The 17,308-nt window shown below is 46.8% G+C and carries 17 protein-coding genes and 1 pseudogene; 9 read left to right on the top strand and 9 right to left on the bottom strand.

Features of this window, described 5'->3' with window-relative positions; all coding sequences use genetic code 11:
- The 7 genes and pseudogenes from P5674_RS18235 to P5674_RS18205 form a co-directional block, all read right to left on the bottom strand.
- Window positions 1-574, bottom strand: a pseudogene (locus tag P5674_RS18235) (WD40 repeat domain-containing protein); the annotation flags it as partial.
- Window positions 571-2,535 (bottom strand): ATP-binding protein, encoded by a 1,965-nt coding sequence (locus P5674_RS18230; RefSeq protein WP_315670178.1) that lies wholly within the window; start codon window positions 2,533-2,535, stop codon window positions 571-573. The pseudogene P5674_RS18235 and the gene P5674_RS18230, both read right to left, overlap by 4 nt.
- Before the next feature lie 192 nt (window positions 2,536-2,727).
- Window positions 2,728-3,123 (bottom strand): type II toxin-antitoxin system VapC family toxin, encoded by a 396-nt coding sequence (locus tag P5674_RS18225; RefSeq protein ID WP_315670177.1) that lies wholly within the window; start codon window positions 3,121-3,123, stop codon window positions 2,728-2,730.
- Entirely contained in the window at window positions 3,110-3,373 is a 264-nt protein-coding gene (locus P5674_RS18220; protein WP_006616240.1) for an AbrB/MazE/SpoVT family DNA-binding domain-containing protein, read from the bottom strand. The genes P5674_RS18225 and P5674_RS18220 overlap by 14 nt, the downstream gene beginning before the upstream one ends.
- Before the next feature lie 59 nt (window positions 3,374-3,432).
- Window positions 3,433-4,866, bottom strand: coding sequence for a WD40 repeat domain-containing protein (locus P5674_RS18215; RefSeq protein WP_315670176.1), 1,434 nt, complete (start codon window positions 4,864-4,866; stop codon window positions 3,433-3,435).
- Window positions 4,856-5,761, bottom strand: a complete 906-nt coding sequence (locus tag P5674_RS18210; RefSeq protein ID WP_315670175.1) for a WD40 repeat domain-containing protein — start codon at window positions 5,759-5,761, stop codon at window positions 4,856-4,858. The genes P5674_RS18215 and P5674_RS18210 overlap by 11 nt, the downstream gene beginning before the upstream one ends.
- A 171-nt stretch (window positions 5,762-5,932) precedes the next feature.
- Window positions 5,933-6,334, bottom strand: a complete 402-nt coding sequence (locus P5674_RS18205; protein WP_315670174.1) for a fasciclin domain-containing protein — start codon at window positions 6,332-6,334, stop codon at window positions 5,933-5,935.
- A 187-nt stretch (window positions 6,335-6,521) separates the two neighbouring features.
- Between P5674_RS18205 and P5674_RS18200 the strand changes: the two genes are divergently transcribed.
- From P5674_RS18200 to P5674_RS18175, 6 genes are all read left to right on the top strand, one after another.
- Window positions 6,522-7,307 (top strand): MlaE family lipid ABC transporter permease subunit, encoded by a 786-nt coding sequence (locus P5674_RS18200; protein ID WP_006617791.1) that lies wholly within the window; start codon window positions 6,522-6,524, stop codon window positions 7,305-7,307.
- 453 nt (window positions 7,308-7,760) lie between these two features.
- Window positions 7,761-8,459 (top strand): V4R domain-containing protein, encoded by a 699-nt coding sequence (locus P5674_RS18195; RefSeq protein WP_006617792.1) that lies wholly within the window; start codon window positions 7,761-7,763, stop codon window positions 8,457-8,459.
- Complete coding sequence (locus P5674_RS18190; RefSeq protein ID WP_006617793.1) at window positions 8,459-8,740, top strand: hypothetical protein; 282 nt, start codon at window positions 8,459-8,461, stop codon at window positions 8,738-8,740. Before P5674_RS18195 ends, P5674_RS18190 begins: the two co-directional genes overlap by 1 nt.
- Window positions 8,741-8,815: 75 nt before the next feature.
- On the top strand, window positions 8,816-9,283 hold the full coding sequence (locus P5674_RS18185) for a phycobilisome protein (protein ID WP_006617794.1): 468 nt from the start codon (window positions 8,816-8,818) through the stop codon (window positions 9,281-9,283).
- 47 nt (window positions 9,284-9,330) lie between these two features.
- Window positions 9,331-9,999 (top strand): V4R domain-containing protein, encoded by a 669-nt coding sequence (locus tag P5674_RS18180; RefSeq protein WP_006617795.1) that lies wholly within the window; start codon window positions 9,331-9,333, stop codon window positions 9,997-9,999.
- A gap of 40 nt (window positions 10,000-10,039) precedes the next feature.
- On the top strand, window positions 10,040-11,212 hold the full coding sequence (locus P5674_RS18175) for a pentapeptide repeat-containing protein (RefSeq protein WP_006617796.1): 1,173 nt from the start codon (window positions 10,040-10,042) through the stop codon (window positions 11,210-11,212).
- 85 nt (window positions 11,213-11,297) lie between these two features.
- Here the strand turns inward: P5674_RS18175 and P5674_RS18170 are convergent, their stop codons facing one another.
- Complete coding sequence (locus tag P5674_RS18170) at window positions 11,298-11,783, bottom strand: 2Fe-2S iron-sulfur cluster-binding protein (protein WP_006617797.1); 486 nt, start codon at window positions 11,781-11,783, stop codon at window positions 11,298-11,300.
- 148 nt (window positions 11,784-11,931) lie between these two features.
- Window positions 11,932-12,237 carry a hypothetical protein gene (locus P5674_RS18165; RefSeq protein WP_006617798.1) on the bottom strand — a complete coding sequence of 102 codons (306 nt, stop codon included), beginning with the start codon at window positions 12,235-12,237 and terminating at the stop codon, window positions 11,932-11,934.
- Window positions 12,238-12,372: 135 nt separating this feature from the next.
- On the opposite strand from P5674_RS18165, the gene P5674_RS18160 reads away from it, so the two are divergent.
- From P5674_RS18160 to P5674_RS18150, 3 genes are all read left to right on the top strand, one after another.
- Window positions 12,373-14,322 (top strand): serine/threonine-protein kinase, encoded by a 1,950-nt coding sequence (locus P5674_RS18160; RefSeq protein ID WP_006617799.1) that lies wholly within the window; start codon window positions 12,373-12,375, stop codon window positions 14,320-14,322.
- Window positions 14,315-16,087 carry a hypothetical protein gene (locus P5674_RS18155; protein WP_006617800.1) on the top strand — a complete coding sequence of 591 codons (1,773 nt, stop codon included), beginning with the start codon at window positions 14,315-14,317 and terminating at the stop codon, window positions 16,085-16,087. The genes P5674_RS18160 and P5674_RS18155 overlap by 8 nt, the downstream gene beginning before the upstream one ends.
- Before the next feature lie 146 nt (window positions 16,088-16,233).
- Window positions 16,234-16,917 (top strand): GvpL/GvpF family gas vesicle protein, encoded by a 684-nt coding sequence (locus P5674_RS18150; protein ID WP_006617801.1) that lies wholly within the window; start codon window positions 16,234-16,236, stop codon window positions 16,915-16,917.
- Window positions 16,918-17,308 lie beyond the last annotated feature (391 nt).

Here is a 17,308-nt window from a genome sequence, read left to right as displayed (position 1 = left end):
GGAGGGTAGCGAGTTCCCTCCCCTGCTCCAAATCCCACAGTTTCAGGGTTTTATCACGGGATGCAGACACGGCTCGTTTCCCGTCGGGGGCGATCGCCACTGCATTTACCCCGCGACTATGCCCAGAGAGGGTGCGAATCAGTGGCCCGCCGGGTGGGGTGAGGTTGGCGGTGAGGGGACGAAACCAGGGTTTTTCCTGCCATTGTTGGGCTTGTGCCAAAAGAGCCACAATTTCGGGCTGCTCAAAGGACAACAACCGCCCCCATAACTGCCCCACCAGTTGAGTTGTATCCGATGCTAAAATATGAGCCGACAGCCGCAACGCCCCCTGAATCAGACTTAACGTTTCCTGCTCCTCACCCACCAACAACGGCAACAGTAAATCATAATCATTAATCAGTGCCGTTATCCCCACCGCCTCCAACTTCTGCACCAAAAACCCAAAATCCGTCAGCCAAGCCCGCAACCGCTTGACTTCCCCCGCATCCGCAAAATAACTCGGTTGGTGGCGCAGTAAATGTAAACGCTTTTCCGCATCCTGTTCCCTTAACCATTGTCCCAGTGCAGTATTCATAGAGGCGCTCCTTTGCTGAAATTGTCAGCCAGGCGGCGTTTAATATCCTCCAAATCCACCCCAGAATCTTCTGCCTCCTCCCTCAAGAAATCGCTAAAAGAAGCATGATAAATGGTGTAGCGGGTTTCTCTCTCCACCTGTTGGAAGCGCAAAAACTGTTCCCATTCCCGTAAAATCGGCCGAAGCTGATAGTCGGCTATCTCCGTCAACTCCGCTAACAACCGTCGAGACACCGCTTCCCGCACTAGAGACAGCACATAAATAGTGCGGATTTTGTCAAGGGGAAATGGGTCAGCGGTCATGCCCATCAATTCCCAATGTTTTTGATAATACCGCCTCAACCCTCGCGGTAAACTGTCCAGGGTTTCACGGCTATACAGCCCCCCCTCAATATCATTTAAGACATAGCGCAAATACATGAAATTATTTTCACTGTTAGCCACCAAATCCGTTAAAAATTGCTCTGGGGTTAACCGACGCGATATCACCCAATCCTGAATCTGAGGACTTCGCTGATAGCGTTTTTGGGCATAGCGACGGGCATCTTCCGCACTTTCTGCCGGATACTCCATTAAATCAAAGGTGCTTAAATAGTCACTTAAAGGCAGGGCTAAGGCTTTCGGACGTTTACTCAGAATAAAATAGACCTTATCCACCAAAAAATCGGGCAAATAGAGAAGATTACTGCCTTTGGTTTGACTCGATGAATCCACCTCATCCAAGGCATCCACGACCACCACTAACTTTTTCCCCGGTGCGAGTTTTTTCGCCGCTTCTGCCAATAAACGGGCTAAAATATTGCCATCTTCGGTGGCGCGTTCCGGTAAGGGAGAATAATCGAGGTTATAGCCCTGAATCAGTTGGGTGCAGATATTTTCTAGGAATTGTTCGGGCTTGACAATGCCTTGGGATTGGATATTGAAATGGGTGAGACAGCGCCCTTTGAATAGCTGCACTAATCGCGCCATAATCGCACTTTTGCCCACGCCGGGGTCAGCTTCTAGGACAAAATAGCCTTTGGGGTTTTGCTGCAAGAAATCCCCGATCGCCTCGAAGACAAAACCCCGCCCGACAAAATCTTGGGTTTTTTCCTCGATGATGGCTTCACAATATTGGGGGATGGGAAGCCTGGGTTGAGTTGAGTCTAAATATTGCTGCAATGTCTCCCGAATTTGCACCAATTCATCCAGAACCCCTGTCTCTAATTGCTGCAAGGCGCGACACACATCCTCACGGGTGGCGAGTCGGGGTAAATAGTCCCGAATCTCGTCAATTTTCGCCAAGGTCGCCCCGTGGAGGTCAAACAACATCCCCACAAAGGCTTTCCCCCCGTTGTTGGCATCATCTTTCAGGACTTGGCGTAGGTGTTTATTGAAGTTCGCCGCTAATTCTCGGGTTAACTCCTCGATGACATCCTGATAACTGTCGAGGGTATCGAGCAATACCCCTTTCTCGCATCCCTGTTGGAATAACCAAGTCACCACCTCCCGCCATTCCTCTAGGGGTAGGACCTGATACTCGGTAAACTGCTCCGGTTGTTGGCTGAAAACCTGATATAACTGGTCTTCCTGGAGCGTCTCAAACAGGTTCAGGGTTTTGGCTTCTTCCGCCCATTGCAGCCAATAGCCCTCGATTTCATTGGCGAAATTGTCTAAGGGCTTCCGAATATCGGGATATTTAGGGCTAATTTTTTCCGCCAAGGCTTTCGCCACGGTGCGTCCGGCGGCTTTGGCGATGTCTTCATTCCGCAACACCTCGCTACTATTGCGGAATCGCTCTACTAACGCCCCTAAATTATTCCCGGTCATCCCCGCGAAAAAGTTAGCGAACCCCTCCAACACGGGAACCGCTAACCCTGCCGCCGAAACCGCTAACCCTCCCGTGACGATGGAACCTAAACCGACGAGGACGGTTCCGGCTAATAGGGGTCGATTGAGTTGCAACAGTCGGGAATAGTCCATAATGTGTCACCCATGAAAGTGGAGTTATGGCGGGTTATGGGATATTCGGGGATTATAGCATCTGAGAAACCCCCGTTTCTAGGAGCATCTGTGCCGCCTCACTGCGATCGCATTAACAAAGCCCCTTTATCAACCCCTCAACCCCTCCAACCGCAGGAAATACACCCGTCCCACCATTTTTATTATCTCTTCTTAATCCCCTGGTTTTTTGACCTCACAATTGATTAGCTCTCTGGCATTTTTAATGAATTTTTCATCAAAGGTGTAGAATTCCTGGCAATCTTGACTTTGAGCTAGATGCAAAGCATCGGCAAAATCCAAACCATTTTCATGCCACAGTAGGGCTTGATGAACTAACATCGGATTAGTTAAGTAAACATTTGGTAATCCCACAAGTTTCCGTAAAGCCGAACAAACTTGATTCCGTTTAAACTTATAAGCAAATCTCAGCACCCATTCGGTTTCTAGGATAACGGTGTGGGAAATGAAGATTTCCGGGTTTTGAAAAAGTTCTAGACTTTTTTGATATTGGACTGGATCATCTTGAGTCAGAAGCCGAACTACAATATTGGTATCAACTGCAATCATGCCATTGCTCCTGAATGCCTTGGCTAATAGCAGCTTCCATATCCTCTAAGGTTTTGGGTGAACCGTTATACTTCAAACACCCGGCTACTTCATTTAAAGTAGTAGGAGGAAAAGGCTGTTTGGGCTGAATTAAAATCCCTTTGCCTGTATCAGTCAAGATGATTTCTGTCCCCACGTCCAAGCTATAGATTTTCCGCATTTCCGGTGGAATGATAATCTGTCCTGTTTCGGACACTTTGGCAATTTCCATGAGTGAATCAGTTGATATATTTCGGTAATTCTAACAAAATTAGATAGTCCACAGTGATATCAACCCCTCAACCCCTCCAAACGCAGGAAATACACCCGTCCCAACCAAGCCCCCCCTACCACCGTCACGCCATCAGCAGCAACCGCACAGGAAGCGATCGCACCATCCCCCGTAAAGGTCGCTAACATTTCCCCCGTAGCCAAATCCCATAGTTTCAGAGTCTTATCCTCAGAGGCCGAAATCGCTCTTTTCCCGTCCGGGGTAATAGCCACCCCCTTTACCTCGCGACTATGCCCCCTCAGCGTGACTATTTCCGCCCCCGTAGCCAAATCCCATAGTTTCAGAGTCGTATCCTCAGAGGCCGAAACCGCTCTTTTCCCGTCCGGGGTAATAGCCACCCCATTTACCTCGCGACTATGCCCCCTCAGCGTCACTATTTCCGCCCCGGTAGCCAAATCCCATAGTTTCAGAGTCGTATCCTCAGAGCCCGAAATCGCTCTTTTCCCGTCCGGGGTAATAGCCACCCCATTTACCTCGCGACTATGCCCCCTCAGCGTCACTATTTCCGCCCCGGTAGCCAAATCCCATAGTTTCAGAGTCGTATCCTCAGAGCCCGAAATCGCTCTTTTCCCGTCCGGGGTAATAGCCACCCCATTTACCTCGCGACTATGCCCCCTCAGCGTCACTATTTCCGCCCCCGTAGACAAATCCCATAGTTTCACAGTCGTATCCTCAGAGGCCGAAACCGCTGTTTTCCCGTCGGGAGCGATCGCCACTGATGTTACCGAGTCAGTATGCCCTCTCAGCGTCGCTATTTGCCACCCCGTAGCCAAATCCCACCATTTCAGCGTGTTATCCCCCGATGCCGAAATCGCCGTTTTCCCGTCCGGGATAATAGCCACCCCATTTACCCAGCTACTATGTCCCTTCAGGGTCGCTAGTTCCCAGCCCCTAGCCACATCCCACAGTTTCAGGGTTTTATCCCCCGATGCCGAAACCGCCGTTTTCCCGTCCGGGGTAATAGCCACCGCCTTTACGCACAAACCATGCCCTTGTAAGTTAACCCCTTCGGACACCGTAGCCAAATCCCATAGTTTCAGGGTGTGATTCGAGGATGCCGAAACCGCCGTTTTCCCGTCCGGGGTAATAGCCACTGCATTTACCCGAAAACTATGCCCTCTCAGGGTAGCAAGTTCCCACCCCGTAGCCAAATCCCACAGTTTCAGGGTGTTATCCCCCGATGCCGAAACCGCTGTTTGGCTGTCCGGGCTAATAGCCACTGCATTTACCGCCTCACTATGCCCCGTCAGGGTAGCAAGTTCCGTCTCCTTAACCAAATCCCACACTTTCAGCGTTTTATCATCCGATGTGGAAACCGCTGTTTGGCCGTCGGGAGCGATCGCCACTGATGTTACCCAGTCAGTATGCCCCCCCAGCGTGGTTATTTCCTCCCCCGTAGGCAAATACCACAGTTTCAGCGTGTTATCTATCATCCGATGCCGAAATCGCGGTTCGGCCGTCGGGAGCGATCGCCACTGATCTTACCCAGTCAGTATGCCCCCTCAGCGTCGCTACTTCCAACCCCGTAGACAAATCCCACACTTTCAGCGTCCTATCCCCAGACCCGGAAACCGCTGTTTTCCCGTCGGGAGCGATCGCCACTGATGTTACCGAGTCAGTATGCCCCCTCAGCGTCGCTATTTCCCACCCCGTAGACAAATACCACCATTTCAGCGTCTTATCCTCCGACCCGGAAACCGCTGTTTTCCCGTCGGGAGCGATCGCCACCGTATTTACCGCCCCACTATGCCCCCTCAGCGTGACTATTTCCTCCCCCGTAGCCAAATCCCACCATTTCAGCGTCCTATCCTCCGACCCAGAAACCGCTGTTTTCCCGTCGAGGGCGATCGTCACTGCATTTACCTCCTCAGTATGCCCCGTCAGCGTGCAAATCAGCGGCCCCCCTGGGGCAATCAGGTTGCCAGTGAAAGGGCGAAACCAGGGCTTGTCGCGCCATTGTTGAGCATCTTTCAGGAGAGCCACAATTTCCGGCTGCTGAACAGATAACAACCGCCCCCAAAGTTGCCCCGCCAACTGACTGCTATCCTCCGCCAACACATCAGCCGATAGCCCCAACGCCTCCTGAATCAGTTTTAATGTCCCTCCCTGCTCTCCCGACAGCAACAGCAACACCAAATCATAATCACTAATCAGCGCCCTTATCCCCACCGCCTCCAACTTATGCTGCAAAAAACCAAAATCTGTCAGCCAAGACCGCAACCGCTCCACTTCCCCCGCCTTCGCAAAATCACTCAGTTGGTGGCGCAGCAGTTGTAAACGCTTTTCCGAGTCAAGTTTACTCAACCATTGTCCTAGCGCAGTAGTCATAGGGGCGCTCCTTTACTTACGTTGCCAGCAATGCAGCCTTTAATCTCCTTCCCCAAAATAAACTTATTTAAATCCATGGCAATCCCACCTATTCCGGGCGTGAAAACTACCTTTTTTGTACAATTAAACAATTCTAAATAACTGGAATTTTTCAGTTTAATTACTGGGATATTATCCCATTAAAATCACTGTGTCAATTACATGAATCACCCCATTATCTACTTCAATATCTGGGGTAATAACCGTGGCATTTTTCACCTCAAATCCATCGGCAAAATCCAGAGAAATAGGCGCACCTTCAACAGAAGTTAAATAATCCAGTTTTTCTAGGTCTGCCTTCAGGAACTTACCAGCCGCCACATGATACGTTAAAATCCGGGCTAACTGGGGCGGGTTCTGCACCAAAGTCTGAACAGTTCCCGGCGGGAGTTTCGCAAAAGCATCATCATGGGGCGCAAAAACCGTAAAAGGGCCCGGAGTTTTCAGGGTTTCCACTAATCCCGCCGCCTGTACCGCCGCCACCAAAGTCGTAAAACACCCTGAACTCACTGCTATATCTACAATATCTGCCATTGATCCTAATCTACTCAACTCGAAAATAATAATTTCCACTTATCCTAGACTAAATTGGAGCTAAAATGCAGCTAGGTAAGAAGCAAACAGCCCCTGGCAGATGCCGAGATGATGTGGATTTGATATAATTATATTAGCCCACCAGCCACCAGGTATATAATTTACTACTGCAACCCCGGTCAGTTCATTGAATCCCACTAAAACCCGTTCTAGCCTTGGTATTTGGACAAAACGCTTTGTCGCCTCCCTGTTTTTGGGGGGACAGGTTCTGCTGCACGTCCTACAGGGAAAAATTCACCGCCGCAATACCCTAGAACAAATGGCGATCGTTGGTCCTGAATCCCTATTTATCGCCCTGCTGACCGCTAGTTTCGTCGGTATGGTGTTCACTATTCAAGTAGCCCAGGAATTTATTGCCCTGGGCGCAGGTCACTTAGTCGGAGGAGTTCTGGCTTTGTCTCTCAGCCGAGAACTTACCCCGGTTCTCACCTCTGTAATTATTGCGGGAAGGGTCTGTTCAGCCTTTGCTGCTGAATTGGGAACTATGCAAGTTACAGAACAGATTGATGCTCTATATATGATGAAAACTGACCCAGTAGACTATCTGGTGATTCCCCGTGTGCTGGCTTGCTCCCTCATGCTTCCCCTACTGACAATCATTTGTCTGATTACTGGGTTAGCAGGTGGGTTACTCATAGCTACCAGTTTTTACAATATCCCATCGGTGCTGTTCCTCGACTCGATTCGAGATTTAATGGGATTGTGGGATTTGATTAGCGCCGAAATTAAGTCGGTGGTCTTTGGGTGGGCGATCGCCGTCATTGGCACCAGTTGGGGTCTAACCACCACCGGAGGCGCTAAAGGAGTCGGACAATCAACTACAACTGCTGTAGTCACCTCCCTGCTGGCTATCTTTATTCTCGATTTCTTTTTATCCTGGTTACTATTCAAAGTCACATTTTCCCCGGTGTGAATACCCATGACCTTCGCCAGACCCCATCAACTAGATCAGAAATTGATAGCCCTCATCACCTGCCTTCAGTTAAATTAGTAAAGAGGGTGTATATACGATCTATTCTGGGTAACGCTCAGGCTAAAAACTGCCTGCTAGGAATTTCAACCCCTTGGTTGGATCACAGGATTCCTTGGGGTCAATCGATAAATTGACCCACTATCGAGACTCTTTGGGGTGCAAAGAGTGACTCAAGGGGTCGCCGCCGGGAACATTGCCAGAATAAATGGCAGTAACCCGGTCTCCACTTCCCTTTAGCCTAGGAACCCCGTAGGGTATCGGCTGATTGATATCTATTAGCCGGCTGTCGGTATTCGGTTCCTTCAATGCTACCCTCTCTAAGATCCCCTAAGATTAAGAAACTTATTTACATCTACTTTGGGTCCACCCCCGTTAAAAAGGAGTATTCTAAAGATGACCTCAACTTCTCCGGTTAAAAACGAAATTCAGACGGAATCCCTGCTGAAACGCTATAATCCTAAAGCCCATAACCATTATAGATTTCAAGATTTTTTTAGCCTGGAATCGTCCACAGGTTCTATCACCGATTGGAATAACTCCCGCAATGTCCTCACTAGCGAAGATTTTATTATTGGTCTGGTAGAAGGATTAGAGGAAGAAGTTGGTCCGGCTTCATCAGTCATCATGTACACCATTGGACATCAGTGGGGACTAGAAGATGCGGAATTTTTCCAAAAATGGTTTGAGGAAGAATTTGGCCGTAGTATCCGCAAGTCTAACCTGATGTTCCTATTAGAAACCTGGTGGTGGCCTTTTACCGCCCAAGGATGGGGACGATGGGAGGTAGATATGAGCGATCGCCAACATGGCTGTATTTTTATTAATCTATTCGACTCGGCTGTAGCCCGTAGTCTCGGAGATGTGGGAAAACCCGTCTGTCACATCTACGCTGGCCTATTTTCGGGATTTTTTAGCACCCTGGTTAAAAAACCCCTCAGTTGTATTGAACTACAATGCTACTCCATGGGAGAGACCTACTGTAAATTTTTACTCGGCAACCCCGATCGCATTGATGCAGCAGCATTCTGGCTTAACGAAGGCGCAACAGCCCGCGACATTCAACGGAAATTACAAGACGGAAACCGAAAATAATGACTGACCAACCCAAGGACTGGCTATCTATTTCTGTTCAGGAATTCTTCAATAATCTTAACTGGCAAGGAACTAGCCAAAGTTCCAGCAGCCCCAATAATACGGGGGGTGAAGACTTAGAAAAGTTGAGCATTTCTGTGGCGGAATTTTTTAATCGGTTTGTCTGGGAAGGCACACCAGAAGTGGGAGTCTTTCCCAGCAAATCATCGGTTTCTTTCGCGGAAAATTCGCCAGAAACAGAAAATGATGTCACCATCGACGATCTGGTAAATTTGTTCTAAAACTATAAGTTAATTATCAGGGAAAATCTGACCACATAATCCAACTTCCACATCCATAATTCCTAGGTAAAACTTATGTCCTCAGATGTTAATAGCTTGTTGACTCAAGCTGAAAATCGCTATCTGAAACCTGAAGAACTTCAGGAATTTAAACGCCATACGTCAACTTTGGCTCAAAGACTCAAGATCTACGAATTTTTGCGCGATCGCGAAGCTGTCATTTTTGAACCAATTGTTGAAAAGCTACAGACGGCTTTTCCGGAAGCACAACAGCCCCTGGTAGAAAAATCTCTACAACATTGGATTCTGATTATGCGTCATTGTGCCATGGCTATGTTGCTAGATGATACCGACTACCTAAAAAATAATGTCTTAGACTGGCTGAGAGGTTTTGTTAAGACTCGCCAAAGTCAAACCATTGAAACCAAAATTCATGAACTTTTACTAGCCCGCCTTCAAGAAATGCTCTCTCCCAAAGCCATGATTTATCTGGAAGACAACCTCAATCTCGCTAAAGATACCTTACTTGCTAACTCAGATTAGCTTATTTATGCCTATCATTGCCTATTAGTTAAACAAGGAGACCCACCATGATAGAAATTGATGATCTACTGAAACAAACCCAACTCCCCGGCAACTACTTCGCATTTAATAGTTATGTTCGGGGGGATTTAGAACTCGGTTTATTAGAAAATCGGCGCGGCGATCGCATTTTAGCCCTACCGGATACCCTAGTCAGAGCGATTTATAAGGGCTTAGAACAAGAAACAGGTCAAGCCGCCCGTCTGGTACTATTTAACTGTGGTCGCTGGTGGGGGAAACACTTTTACGTTAGATTTTGCGAAGAAATCGCCGAATATTACCATCAGCCCCTGGGCAGTATGGAAATGATACAATTTACTCAGTGCTTACAACAATGTTGGAAAACTCACGGTTGGGGAACTTTAGATATAGATGGATCTTATAATCAACAAGGATTTCTGTTGATTAAAACTACTCACTCTCCCTTTAGCCAGGAGGCTCCTGAATGGAAACGGCCGGTTTGCTACCTGGAGGCGGGCTTATTCAGCATCTTTTTTAGCCAGTTAACTGGCCGTGATTTGCATTGTGTGCAAACGACTTGTCAATCCCTCGGGGCAGATTATAACTGCTTTATTGTAGGATTAAGCGATCGCCTCAAGGCTGCAGAAGCAATGGTTGATGAAAATCAAGACCATGACACCATTCTCCGGCAACTTTGCCAACAAAAGTCTGGATAACCAATGGGAGGCTAAACCAGATTGATTTTTGCCCTAACTTATGGATGCCACAGAACTTATCAGTCGATATGCAGAAGGAGAGAGAAACTTTAAAGGAATTAGCTTGCGTGGCATTATCCTCACCACCAGCAACCATCCCGAAAGTAGTAGTATCTCTACCATCGGCGTAGGAGCCTCACAGATCAATAACAGAGCACAACTGATTGGGGCTGATTTTAGTGAAGCCGATCTGAGCGGGGCTCATCTCAGTTTAGCAAATCTCAGTAAAGTCAACTTCAGTGGAGCTAACTTAACTGGAGCTAACCTCAGTGGGTCTAGTCTCAATGGAGCCAATCTACAAGGAGCAACTTTAAGTGCTGTTAACCTAGAATCGGCTCATCTAAATTGGGCTGATTTAACTGAGGCTATTTTTATCAAAACCAATTTTCATAAAGCAGACCTCAGTTCCGCCAATTTAACCAAAAGCAATTTACAATCAGCTAACTTTGTTCGTGCCTATTTAATTAAAGCTAATTTATCTGAGGCGGACTTATTCCAAGCTGATCTAAGTTCTGCTAACCTCAAGGATGTCAACCTTAGCGCCGCCAATCTGACCGAGTGCAAAATGACTCGTGCTAATCTCATGGGTGCTAACTTGACCGAAGCTGATTTAACTAAAGCCAATCTTGGCCGTGCTAATTTGCGCGGCGCTAACCTCACAGATGCCTATCTCAACCTAGCATCCCTCGTAGAAGCTGATTTGCATCAAGCTAACCTAACTAGAGCCAACCTCAGCAGAGCCAACCTCAGCAAAACCTATTTGCGAGATATCTGTCTTAATGGCGCTCACCTAACTAAAGTTAACCTCAGTGGTGCTGATTTGGGCGGCGTGGACTTGAGCCACAAATTATTAACGGGGATTAATCTAGCCGGAGCCTATTTGAGTGAAGCTACTTTAGTGGGTGCATTATTAATGGAGGCTAATCTTAGTGCTGCTAACCTTAGTGGTGCTAACTTGCAAAATGCTTGCTTGATTAATGCTGACTTACGTGGCGCTTATCTCGATCGCGTCGATTTGACTGATGCGAACCTGACCGGAGCTAATTTAACCAAGGCTGACCTCCGAGAAGCTAATCTGCGCGCCGCTATTTTGGCTGGGGTTGAACTCAAAGGCGCTCAACTGGCTGGCGCTACCCTCCCCAATGGCAAGATTTACAAACCATCAAAAAAATGATTTTTTTGCTAGTCATAGCCCCTCTCCCTAACTGGTCGGCTGGGGGAGAGGGGGGGGAAATCCTCAAAGCCTGTTAAGTGTCAACTTATTTAGCATCTGTAGTGCGAGACATATATTCACCGACCTGGAATTGAGTTTCTTTGAGTTGATTAATAATGGAGCGGGTAATCAGTTTACCAGTTTCCACCACTACATACCCAGTAATAGGATGCAGGAGTTCCTGTTCAGCGCGTCGTCCGATCAAAGACTCCACATCCTCAATAGCGTTAATATACATCCCGGAAGGTAGTTCAATAACAATACCCTCTCCGATAACCTGCGCCTGACAAGCGAGGCGGGATGTTTTTTGAGCCGTAGTAATAACTTCTAGGGTTCTTTGTTCTCGTCGGTTAACCGGCGACAAACTCTCCATGCCATCTTTAATATAAACATGGCAGGTGGCGCACATTCCACGACCGCCACATTCTTTCAACACATGAAGCTCTTTAGACAGCAAAGCAGATAAAAGGTTAGAATTAGTTTTAACCTCCATCTCCTCAGCGATAGGTTCGAGGCGGATCACTTTAGCCATAATGATGTGGTTCAGTCTTTATTGTAATTAGGTTAAAGTATAGCGCCCAGTGCTAATGTGTTAACACCAGGCTGAGGATTGGGTTGACAGGCTATGGGGTGTCAGATTTTAGCAAATGACCCCTTCCCTGTTGCCTTTTCCCTGTTGGTTACTTTTGACATAGCGACCCTTGGGGTTCAAGGACCCAAATTATATATGCTTTGGGTACTTTAGTAATGACTGTATTTTCCCCCATGTTGCTCAATTTGGCTATAATCTCAAATGTCTTGTCAGCGGTGGGTACAGCCCGAAAAAAACTATAATATTCCCGACCGAGAGAAATAGCAGGAACAGGTCGTTCCAAATCAGGGACATTAATATGGCAGGGTTGATATTGGCTCCTAGATTGTATGATTCTAGTAGGAGCGGGATAATTTAATTGGGCATTGGGTTGGGACTCGATTTTAGATGACATAGTGATCCTGTGAGCGAATGTGGTATATGAGCAAATCCAAAAAGTGGGAGCCTACTTTATTAGCTTGGGCATTAAATACCAATTTGTCATAGATATATTTTAATCGGATTTGGGAGGGCACTGGCTAAAGCTATTATGCAGCGTTCTAAATATAGAATTTTGGGGTTGGTAGGACAAGGACAGTATGGGAAGGTTTATTGCGCGAGCGATCGCCAAAAGGGTCAATTGGTCGCACTCAAAGAACTGAGCCACTCGGCTACGTCAACCAGTCAGTTCCTGCAAGAACTTTGGTATATCATTAGTTTACAGCATCCTAATATTGCTGCCTGCCTGGGTTTAGAACATATCCAAAACGGGCGCTATCTAGTGATGGACTACTGTGAGGCCGGAACTTTGCGGGGTTTAATTGAGGGTAATCAAACTCTAGGACTCCTCGAAGGTCTACAGATTATAGTAGAGGTACTCCAAGGCTTAGACTATGCTCATCAGCGGGGCATAATTCACTGTGATATTAAACCCGAGAATATACTGCTGACGATAGTGGCTGGTAAATGGCAGCCGAAACTATCTGATTTTGGCATTGCTCGTCGTCTACCTAGTCACCATGATATAGGTTCTCCGAGTCACGCGCCTGGGGGTTCTCCGGCTTATATGGCCCCCGAAAGGTTTTATGGTATGTATTCGGCTCAATCTGATATATATGCTATGGGGGTGGTATTGTATGAATTATTAGTAGGCGATCGCCCCTTTCATGGTTTATTTAATGAACTGATGTGGGCACACATGAACCATCGAGTTGAACGGCCGACTTTTTTGCCAGAGTGCCTACAAAATATATTACAAACATCCCTGGAAAAACTGCCAGCCCGTCGTTTTCCCAGCGCCGGCGCTATGACAGAAAGTTTAAAGGCGGCTATGGCTGATCCATCTGTCCAAGAAATAGGCGATCGCCTAATTCCCTGGTATTCCCCATCACAGATTACCACAACAGGGGAAGCGACGAACTCCCTAGACCAGGACAGCAATGCGATCGACTCCCTGGAATTTTATGATCTCCCCTATAAATTAAACAACCCTCCCCCCTCTGATAGCCAACCCCTTCTGGCATCAAATCCGACCCATCTCTACAGTGCCACCGGTAGCAATGTGATCACCTGGTCTTACACAGAACAACACTCTCAATCCTTCACCCTATCAGAATCTGTAGTTAGTTTATATCCCATGTCCCACGGGTGTTATATTTTGACCAATAATTATCTCCATTGGTGGCATAATTCCAGTCATCAGCCAGACTCTCAATCCCTCGGGTTTCTCCAAAAAATCTTTAAAGAAACAGACACAACCCTTAAACCAACTACCCTCGCTATATCCCAGGATTTAGTTAAATCTCGTTTTAATTCTTCCTTAGTAGGTCAAGCAGATCTACTTCCAGAATGCCAACGGGACTATTTAACCATCGCTGTACCTGGTCAACTGCGATTCTACTCCCTCACCAAAGGATTAACGAACCCCGACCATAGCACCGAAAATCAGGGTCACTCATCCATAAAACTCCTAAAAGTGATTTCCGTTTCCACACAAATACTACCTCAATTAACCTTTATTGATGGGCGGCATTTATTGGCTACTTGGTCAAACACTAAACCCTCATCACCGAAAACTATTTTTCAGATGTACAGTCGCCGAGGTGCGCCCATGGGAACCATAAAATTACCCATCAATGTTAACCAAGTATTCGCCACCCCTCATCCTTATACGATCCTGGCTTTATGTCAGCATCAACCCTTAACCCTACTGCAAATCAATCTTAAACCTCTCAGTGTCATTCGTGTGGCTGTAGCATCCCCCCCGACAGCTTTATTTATGGCAGACTGGGGTTATGGTTGGACGATCGAACCTGGAAAAATGCAAATTTTTAATTGGTCAGGTCATCGTTTAGTTGAGTATAACTGTCCTGTCGCTACAGCCTTAGCACGTTGGAAACAAACTGGTTTAGCCTTAGTTCCCTCAACAGGGTACTCTATCAAGGTAGTGGATAGTCTAGGTTTACCTTTACAAGAATTATCGGAGGACATTGATGTCTGATCTAATTATCTATGGCGACGATAGTACCACGGCTAAAAATATGTCGATCGCCCAACAGTTAACTTTAGTGAAAGTTGATGTTTCCCGTCTCAGAGATTTGGGTAAAGGTGTGGGAACAGGCGCTTTAATTAACAGTCTGGAAAAGTTGGTAGAACTGATATTTAGTCTGCGATCGCTAGTTAATGATTCATCATCTGATGCTCTCCTACAGACTAATGCTGAGATTAACTCTGATTCCCTCTCTGTCGCCAGTGAGCCACCTTTGGCCGCCGAAGAACGTCTGATTCCCTACGTTGCCGAGGAACTGGTGGATATTTGGCATCATTTTTTAGAATGGCAAAAAACCACAGAAAAAAGTTACCCTAAGTCCGGGAATTTATCGGATAAGAGTCCATCGGAAATTGTAACTCTCGGTGATTTGCAAACCCTATTATTGTGGCGCTTAGGCTGTAGTGCTGAAAATATTATGGCGCTGCTAACTGGAATTGAGGTGATGGTAACTTCCCCTCGAGGTACAAGAAAACCAGGGGTTTTGCGACTGGTAGCTAGTTTAATCCTGAAAACTCCCCAGGGTCAATATGATTTAGACCTGGCTACGGGTGAGAGTCCTAAATTTAATTTACATCATAATGCGATCGTGCAGTCTTTTGACTGTGAGTTATGTACTGTTCCTCGTTCAGCCAAGTCTCTGCTTGAGCAGCTTAAAAATATTATTAATCAAGAATTTGAGGCGCTGGATTTATGGAAATCACAATCAATTGCAGTTCTCGAACCTGGATATAATTGGGAACCCGGTCAACTATTATTAGATTTCGGATTTCAGTTGTTAGTTAATTATCCTTCGATGCAGTGGAGTAACCATCAGGTTAATGAGGTTAATTATGATCCCATGGAAGGTAGTTACGATTCCGAGGAAATGACTCCATACCTTTTATTGGTAAGTCAACTGAAACTCACTGATATGATGATTTTTAGTCGTTCTTTTCAAGAAAAAATTATTCAAAAAATAGCGGTTCCCCTGGAAAAATTATGTTTAAGTTATGAGAATTTTGCGGCGGCGGATGAACCTGCTAAATCATCGGTTTCTCATAGTAAAAATCGCCGGGTTTCCTCCCCAGAACCTAAACTATCCCCAGATATATTTAATCGTTTTCTGATTCGCAAAGCCTGGGATTTGGTGGAAGCGATCGCCTCAGAATCTCAAGATAATCGCCAATCATCTCCTTATGGCTATGTGATGATTCCTCAAGTTAGCCTCAGTCAGTTGATCCAATCTCTGATGTGGCATACTGTTAGAGGTTCGGCGGCGATCGCTAGACTTATTGGTGGCATTACTGTCCGCGTTCTCGAACCGGGTAAACTATGGTATAAAGGAACCCTTAGATTAGTGGCGATTTTAAGTGCTGATTTCCCAGGCTATCATTGGGAAATTGATATCGCTACCCGTGAACCTCCCCGGTTGATAGGTACTATATTAGATGAAAGTGCTGTGATTGATTGGCAGCCTGACCAGACTGGAGTTGATAATGGCGGTCTAGCATCGGCGATCGATACTGCGAGTCCCGTACAATGCTTAGGTGGTCAAAGGTTTCAGCAAGTGGGTATCTGTAGCGACGCAATTATTACTCAACTGCGAGATGTGTCGCCGGAATTGGGGATATGGATCGATGGGGTAGAAATTGATTGGGAAGAACCCATGATAACTGAATCAATTTGGCGATCGGGACTCGCACAATTGGTATTAGTTTGGGAGTGGGTTAAGTAGGCGCGGGTTCACGCCCGGTATATCATAGTTACCCCGCCCACCACCATACACCAAAAAATGCCTCCTAGGGGCTTTCTTAGAGCCTATATCCTAGGATAAATCTGATTTTTGATAAAAAAGCTGTCGATGGGTAGGAGTGTCTCTAAATGTATGTATATGCCTTTATTAAGAGTCAATCAATTAGTTGGAAATCCGTTCAGGGAATCTATGAACCAGTAGTTTTACTGGAGGCTGGGGCTTTAGCCGCCGTGGTGGAACCAAACCTACAGGCGGAAAATCTCTCGGCTGACAATGAGGAAGAGTTAATGCGGGCGGTTTTGACCCATGATCGGATTGTGTGTCAGATATTTGAGGAAACTACCGTTTTACCTGTGCGGTTTGGGACTTGTTTTGATTCCGAGGCGAGATTGTGCGAACATCTGACCACAGAGGGCGATCGCTATTTTCGGCAATTAGAAAAATTAACAGGTCGGGCTGAGTACCTACTGGAGGCTATCCCCCAACCATTCAACCAGGAGAAGCCATCTTCTGATACCACCGCGCCGCCAACTAAGGGACGGGACTATTTTTTGCAGAAAAAACGTCTACACCAGCAGCGCCTCAATTTTGAACAGCAACAGGAACAACAGTGGCAGGATTTTATAAATGCGATCGCCAGCAAATATCCCATAGTTCAGGGTAAAGCTACCGAAGACGCAGAACGCATTTATTTACTCATTCCCCGCAGTCAAGAAGTCGCCCTAGTCGAGTGGGTCGCCCAACAGCAACAAAACATCGACCTATGGGAGTTCAGTCTGGGAAATGCCGTTCCCGCCTACCATTTTCTTTAAAAAATGTACCCTCTACCCAGACCTCATTGGAGCGCGATAAATTATGAAAGTGCCGAAAACTGCCCCTGATTTGCTACAATCTTCAAGGTTGGTGCGAGACGTTCAGGCATGAAATAGAGCTGCAATGCTCGAAATAACCGCCTGATGGGGATTTCAACTCCCTGGTTGAATATAAGAGGCTCGTCTCTGAACATCCCCATAACTGTTTATATGTCCCGACGCTTGGAGAAATCTGAGCAAGGCAGGGAACTCAAGGTCATAGACAAACTGAGAAATCAGGAAGTAGAGAGTGACGGCGATAGCCACCCCCAGTTTAGGGAATCACAACCCCAGGACTGAAGCGGGGAACGGAAGGCTCCAAGGTGTAACCTAACACCAGAAACGAGACCAC

This window comes from Limnospira sp. PMC 289.06 (assembly GCF_032350395.1).
Taxonomy (GTDB): Bacteria; Cyanobacteriota; Cyanobacteriia; order Cyanobacteriales; family Microcoleaceae; genus Limnospira; species Limnospira platensis.
The sequence above is the reverse complement of the archived record's forward strand: the minus strand, read 5'-3'. Positions and strand labels throughout refer to the sequence as shown.

Excerpts from the sequence above, each read along its gene's own strand:
- P5674_RS18225 (WP_315670177.1), bottom strand. The coding sequence starts at position 3,123 with ATGATTGCAGTTGATACCAATATTGTAGTTCGGCTTCTGACTCAAGAT.
- P5674_RS18195 (WP_006617792.1), top strand. The coding sequence starts at position 7,761 with ATGACCTCAACTTCTCCGGTTAAAAACGAAATTCAGACGGAATCCCTG.
- P5674_RS18160 (WP_006617799.1), top strand. The coding sequence starts at position 12,373 with ATGCAGCGTTCTAAATATAGAATTTTGGGGTTGGTAGGACAAGGACAG.
- P5674_RS18185 (WP_006617794.1), top strand. The coding sequence starts at position 8,816 with ATGTCCTCAGATGTTAATAGCTTGTTGACTCAAGCTGAAAATCGCTAT.
- P5674_RS18175 (WP_006617796.1), top strand. The coding sequence starts at position 10,040 with ATGGATGCCACAGAACTTATCAGTCGATATGCAGAAGGAGAGAGAAAC.
- P5674_RS18210 (WP_315670175.1), bottom strand. The coding sequence starts at position 5,761 with ATGACTACTGCGCTAGGACAATGGTTGAGTAAACTTGACTCGGAAAAG.
- P5674_RS18220 (WP_006616240.1), bottom strand. The coding sequence starts at position 3,373 with ATGGAAATTGCCAAAGTGTCCGAAACAGGACAGATTATCATTCCACCG.
- P5674_RS18180 (WP_006617795.1), top strand. The coding sequence starts at position 9,331 with ATGATAGAAATTGATGATCTACTGAAACAAACCCAACTCCCCGGCAAC.
- P5674_RS18155 (WP_006617800.1), top strand. The coding sequence starts at position 14,315 with ATGTCTGATCTAATTATCTATGGCGACGATAGTACCACGGCTAAAAAT.
- P5674_RS18150 (WP_006617801.1), top strand. The coding sequence starts at position 16,234 with ATGTATGTATATGCCTTTATTAAGAGTCAATCAATTAGTTGGAAATCC.
- P5674_RS18190 (WP_006617793.1), top strand. The coding sequence starts at position 8,459 with ATGACTGACCAACCCAAGGACTGGCTATCTATTTCTGTTCAGGAATTC.
- P5674_RS18165 (WP_006617798.1), bottom strand. The coding sequence starts at position 12,237 with ATGTCATCTAAAATCGAGTCCCAACCCAATGCCCAATTAAATTATCCC.
- P5674_RS18215 (WP_315670176.1), bottom strand. The coding sequence starts at position 4,866 with ATGATAGATAACACGCTGAAACTGTGGTATTTGCCTACGGGGGAGGAA.
- P5674_RS18170 (WP_006617797.1), bottom strand. The coding sequence starts at position 11,783 with ATGGCTAAAGTGATCCGCCTCGAACCTATCGCTGAGGAGATGGAGGTT.
- P5674_RS18205 (WP_315670174.1), bottom strand. The coding sequence starts at position 6,334 with ATGGCAGATATTGTAGATATAGCAGTGAGTTCAGGGTGTTTTACGACT.
- P5674_RS18230 (WP_315670178.1), bottom strand. The coding sequence starts at position 2,535 with ATGGACTATTCCCGACTGTTGCAACTCAATCGACCCCTATTAGCCGGA.